Raw genomic sequence first — 4,271 nt, forward strand, 5'->3', positions numbered from 1 at the left:
CCGCCTTCAACTTCCACGGCTTCCGCTTCCAGGTGCTGCGCAAGGCCAAGAACCGGATCACGACGCTCCGGATCGCGCCGTTGGAACCGGCTCCGGGAACCAAGCGCCCGGACGCGTGAGGCGCGCCGCATGCGGTCGCGATCGATCGGTCTCGAAGCATCGGGCGCGCGGGCGGACGCCGCAACGCCGTCGCCGCGCGCATGACAGATCCGGACCGGGCGAGATCGTCCGGCGCGTCGCCGCCGGTCAAGCTTCAGGCTTTCATCACGATCTGGAACTACCTTGATCCGGCGTGCATCGGCGTTCGGGAAGGCAGGGGGGCACTTGCCATCCGCAGGGCAGGGAGGGATCGTGAACGATCCATGCATCTCGATATCTCGACCCTGCTGCTGGTGACCTGCGTCCTGACCTTCCTGGTCGGGGCGTTGTTTCTCCTGTCCTGGGCGCAGGCCCGCACCACCCGGTCGCTCGCGATCTGGGGCATCGCCCACATCCTCGGCTCGATCGCCTCCGGCGGCTTGGCGCTCCGCGGGATCATCCCGGACTGGGCGTCCATCGCCGCCGCCAACGGGGTCCTGATCGGCGCCTACGGCCTGATCTGGAGCGGCGTGCGCGCCTTCGAGGGACGAAGCCTGCGCCTGCCGGTCGCGCTCTCGGGCGGCGGGCTCTTCGCGGCAGCCTGCGCAGTTCCCGCCTTCTACGCCTCGGTCGAGGCGCGGGTGATCCTCGCCTCCGCCATCGCGGCCGCGTTCTGCGCGGCCTGCGCCGTCGAGATCTGGCGCGGGCGGCGCGAGCGGCTCGTGTCGCGCTACCCGGCGGTGATCCTGCTCGCCGCCTACGGCGCATGCTACGCCGCCCGGATTCCGGCAGCGATCGTCGCGCCGCTGCCGCGCGGCGCCAACCCGCTTCAATCGCCCTGGCTCGCGGTGCTGTGCTTTGCCGGCATGCTGTTCACGATCGCCATCGCCTTCGTCTTCATGGCGCTGACCAAGGAGCGGGCCGAGCGGGCGCAGCGCCTTGCCGCCTCGCTCGATCCCCTCACGGGCATCGCCAACCGCCGCGCCTTCGTCGCCGACGCCGAGGCCGTGCTGGCGCAGCCCCGCCGGAGCGCCCTCCTCCTGTTCGACCTCGACCACTTCAAGAGCATTAACGACACCTACGGTCACGCCGTCGGCGATGGTGTCCTCATCGGCTTCTGCGCGATCGGGCGGTTGCTCCTGCCGGAGGGCGCCGTGTTCGGACGGGTGGGCGGCGAGGAATTCGCCTCCCTGATCCCGGACCGGACCGCGGAGGCCGCGCGCGCCGACGCCGCCCGGATCGGGCGCGCCTTCGCCGCCCTCCGGCTTCCCACCCTGCCGCACTTGAGACCGAGCGTCAGCGTCGGGATCGCCGACGCCGCGCCCGGCGAACGGGACTTCGACGCCCTGATGCGCCGGGCCGACCTCGCCCTCTACCGCGCCAAGCAGAACGGCCGGAACCGGGTGGAACTCGCCGGGCCGGAGGGGCGCGGCGATCACGCGATGCTCGGCCGCGCGCGCCTCGACGGGCGGGCCCGCGAAGGACGGCGTTCCTTGAACCGGTGAGCGGCGCGCGTATCTCAGCACGGGTCATCGCACCGAGGACCCGATGCGCATCTTCCACCACGCCGACGCCGTCCGGCACGATCCCGAGCGGTATTTTCGGCGCGGCGCCATCATCCCGCATCCGGAGCAGGCGGTCCGCTACCGCATCCTGCGCGACGCCGCCGCGAACGCCGGCCACGGGCTGATCGACGCGCCCGATCACGGCCTCGACCCCATCCGCGCCGTTCACGATGCCGGCTACGTCGCGTTCCTCCGCGAGGCCTGGGGCCGGCGCGGCGAGATGCCGGGCTCCGGCGAGGAGGTGATGGCCGGGATCTTCGCCCGCCCGCAGATGCACCGGCGGCCGGAGGGCATGCTCGGGCTCGTCGGGCTCTACACGGCCGACACCTCGACGCCGATCCGGGCCGGCACCTGGGCCGCGGTCCACGGCTCGGCCCAGGCCGCCGTGGCGGCAGCCGACGCGGCTTTGGCCCACGGCCACGCCTACGCCCTGAGCCGACCCCCCGGCCACCACGCCTACGCGGACTCGGCCGGCGGGTTCTGCTTCCTCAACAACAGCGCGATCGCCGCCGAGCGAATGCGCGCGACCGGCGGCAGGGTCGCGATCCTCGACATCGACGTGCATCACGGCAACGGCACGCAGGGCATCTTCTACGCCCGCTCCGACGTGCTGACGGTCTCGGTCCACGCCGACCCGGCCGATTATTTCCCGTTCTATACCGGCTACGCCGACGAGACCGGTGCGGGCGAGGGCGCCGGCTTCAATCGCAACCTGACGCTCCCGCTCGGATCAGGCGACACGCCCTGGCTCGCCGCGATCAAGGCGGGCCTCTCGGCGATCCTCGCGCACCGCCCCCGCGGCCTCGTCGTGGCGCTGGGCCTCGACGCGTCCGCGGACGATCCGATCGGTGCGCTGACGGTGACGCGGGCGGGATTTGCCGCGGCGGCCGCGTCCATCGCCCGCGCGGGCCTGCCAACTGCGATCGTCCAGGAGGGTGGCTACCTCTGCGAGGCGCTCCCGCACAACCTCGTCACCTTCCTCGACGCTTTCGACGCCGCCAGGGGCTGACCCCGCCGACCGATCAGCCGGTTGCGGCTGCACTGTCCTGCGGCAGCGCGCGCACGAGCTTGGCGACTTCGCGCCAAGCCACGCCGATGTGGGTGTCGATCTCGCGCAGGATCTCCGCGCGGTTCCCGCCCTCGATGGCGGCCAGCACCGGCGCATGGGTGCGCGCGATCCGGGCCGGATCGTCGTAGAGCCGGCCGATCAGTCCGATGACGACACGCATCTCCGCGGCCAGATCGTCGAACAGGCGTAGCATCCGCCGGCTCCCGGCCGCCTCGCAGATCAGGCGGTGGAACCGGTAATCCTCCTCGACCTGGGCGGCCAGATCGTTGCGGGCGGCGGTCCCGTCCAGCACGCTGAGCTGCGCCCGCAGGGCGTCCCGCGTCGCGGGCGTCAGGCGCTCAGCGGCGAGGAGTGCGGCGTGGCGCTCGATGCACAGGCGCAGGTCGTAGAGCTCGTCGATGTCGTCGGGCGCCAGCACCCGCACCGAGAAGCCGCGCCGGGGCGAGGCCACAAGCAGGCCCTGGCTCTCCAGCAGGCGGGCGGCCTCCCGCACCGGCGCGCGGCTGACGGCGAGCTCGCGGGCGATCGCCGCCTCGACCACCCGGGCGCCGGGCCGGAGCCGGCCCTCGACGATGGCCGCGCTCAGCCGCCGCGCGATCTGGCGCACGAGATCGCTCTCGGTCAGCGCCGGCAGGCCGACCGGGGGTTCCATCAGGCGCATGGTGTCTCCGCGGCCGCCCCATCCGCGTAGGTCAACCCGCGCGTCTTGTCGACTGTCGACAGTTTCGACTTGCGGCCCCGGGCGCGTGGGTGCAGTCTGGCGTCCTACGCACCCGTTCGCGAGGCGACAGCATGAGCAATCCCGTCCGGCTCCGGCCTCACGATTCCCCGCAGCCCGCGATCGACGCGATGCGGGTCGATCTCGCCGCCGCCTACCGGCTGATCCACCGCCTCGGCCTCGACGACAGCATCTACACCCACATCTCCGCCCGCCTGCCCGGCGACGGCGAGCGCTTCCTGATCAACCCCTACGGGATGCGCTTCGAGGAGGTGACGCCGCAAAACCTCGTCACCGTCGACATCGACGGGCGGGTGATCGACGATCCGCTCAAGCTCGGCATCAACCCGGCCGGCTTCACGATCCACAGCGCGATCCACGCCGCCCGCCACGACGCGGTCTGCGTGCTGCACACCCACACGGTGGCCGGCGTCGCCGTCTCCTGCCAGGAGGAGGGATTGCTGCCGCTGAACCAGTGGTCGATGCAGTTTGCCGGCCGGATCGCCTACCACGACTACGAGGGCATCGCGCTCGACCTCGACGAGCGCCAGCGGCTGGTGGCCGACATCGGCGACAAGTTCGTGATGGTGCTGCGCAGCCACGGCCTGCTCACCTGCGGGCGCTCCGTCGGCGAGGCGTTCAAGCTGATGCACAACATGGAGCGCTCCTGCCGGGCGCAGCTCGCGATCCAGTCGTCGGGGGCACCGGTCATCCGTCCGTCGGCGGCCGTCGCCGCCAAGACCGCCGGGCAGTACGCTGTCGGCTACGACCGGGTCGAGGTCGAGGGCGCCCCCGACAACGAGTGGGACGCCTTCAAGCGGATGCTGGCGCGCACGGACCC

Annotated in this window: 4 protein-coding genes; 3 read left to right on the plus strand and 1 reads right to left on the minus strand. The window is 72.1% G+C overall.

Going from position 1 to position 4,271, the window contains the following annotated elements; genetic code table 11:
• The first annotated feature begins 362 nt into the window (after window positions 1–362).
• Together ACFE8Y_RS13215 and ACFE8Y_RS13220 are read left to right on the plus strand one after the other, a co-directional pair.
• Window positions 363–1,583, plus strand: a complete 1,221-nt coding sequence (locus tag ACFE8Y_RS13215; RefSeq protein ID WP_375464845.1) for a diguanylate cyclase domain-containing protein — start codon at window positions 363–365, stop codon at window positions 1,581–1,583.
• A 43-nt stretch (window positions 1,584–1,626) separates the two neighbouring features.
• Entirely contained in the window at window positions 1,627–2,652 is a 1,026-nt protein-coding gene (locus tag ACFE8Y_RS13220) for a histone deacetylase family protein (protein ID WP_375464846.1), read from the plus strand.
• A 13-nt stretch (window positions 2,653–2,665) separates the two neighbouring features.
• On the opposite strand, the gene ACFE8Y_RS13225 is transcribed toward ACFE8Y_RS13220, so the two are convergent.
• Window positions 2,666–3,373 (minus strand): GntR family transcriptional regulator, encoded by a 708-nt coding sequence (locus ACFE8Y_RS13225; protein WP_375464847.1) that lies wholly within the window; start codon window positions 3,371–3,373, stop codon window positions 2,666–2,668.
• A gap of 131 nt (window positions 3,374–3,504) precedes the next feature.
• Here ACFE8Y_RS13225 and ACFE8Y_RS13230 point away from each other — a divergent pair.
• Window positions 3,505–4,271 (plus strand): class II aldolase/adducin family protein (locus tag ACFE8Y_RS13230; RefSeq protein ID WP_375464848.1); only part of this gene is annotated, 767 nt, incomplete at its 3' end.

Origin of the sequence: uncultured Methylobacterium sp. (assembly GCF_964242245.1) — a bacterium.
Lineage (GTDB): Bacteria > Pseudomonadota > Alphaproteobacteria > Rhizobiales > Beijerinckiaceae > Methylobacterium.

Bases quoted from the DNA above. Each gene is read 5' to 3' on its own strand.
- ACFE8Y_RS13220 (WP_375464846.1), top strand. From the start codon at position 1,627: ATGCGCATCTTCCACCACGCCGACGCCGTCCGGCACGATCCCGAGCGG.
- ACFE8Y_RS13225 (WP_375464847.1), bottom strand. From the start codon at position 3,373: ATGCGCCTGATGGAACCCCCGGTCGGCCTGCCGGCGCTGACCGAGAGC.
- ACFE8Y_RS13215 (WP_375464845.1), top strand. From the start codon at position 363: ATGCATCTCGATATCTCGACCCTGCTGCTGGTGACCTGCGTCCTGACC.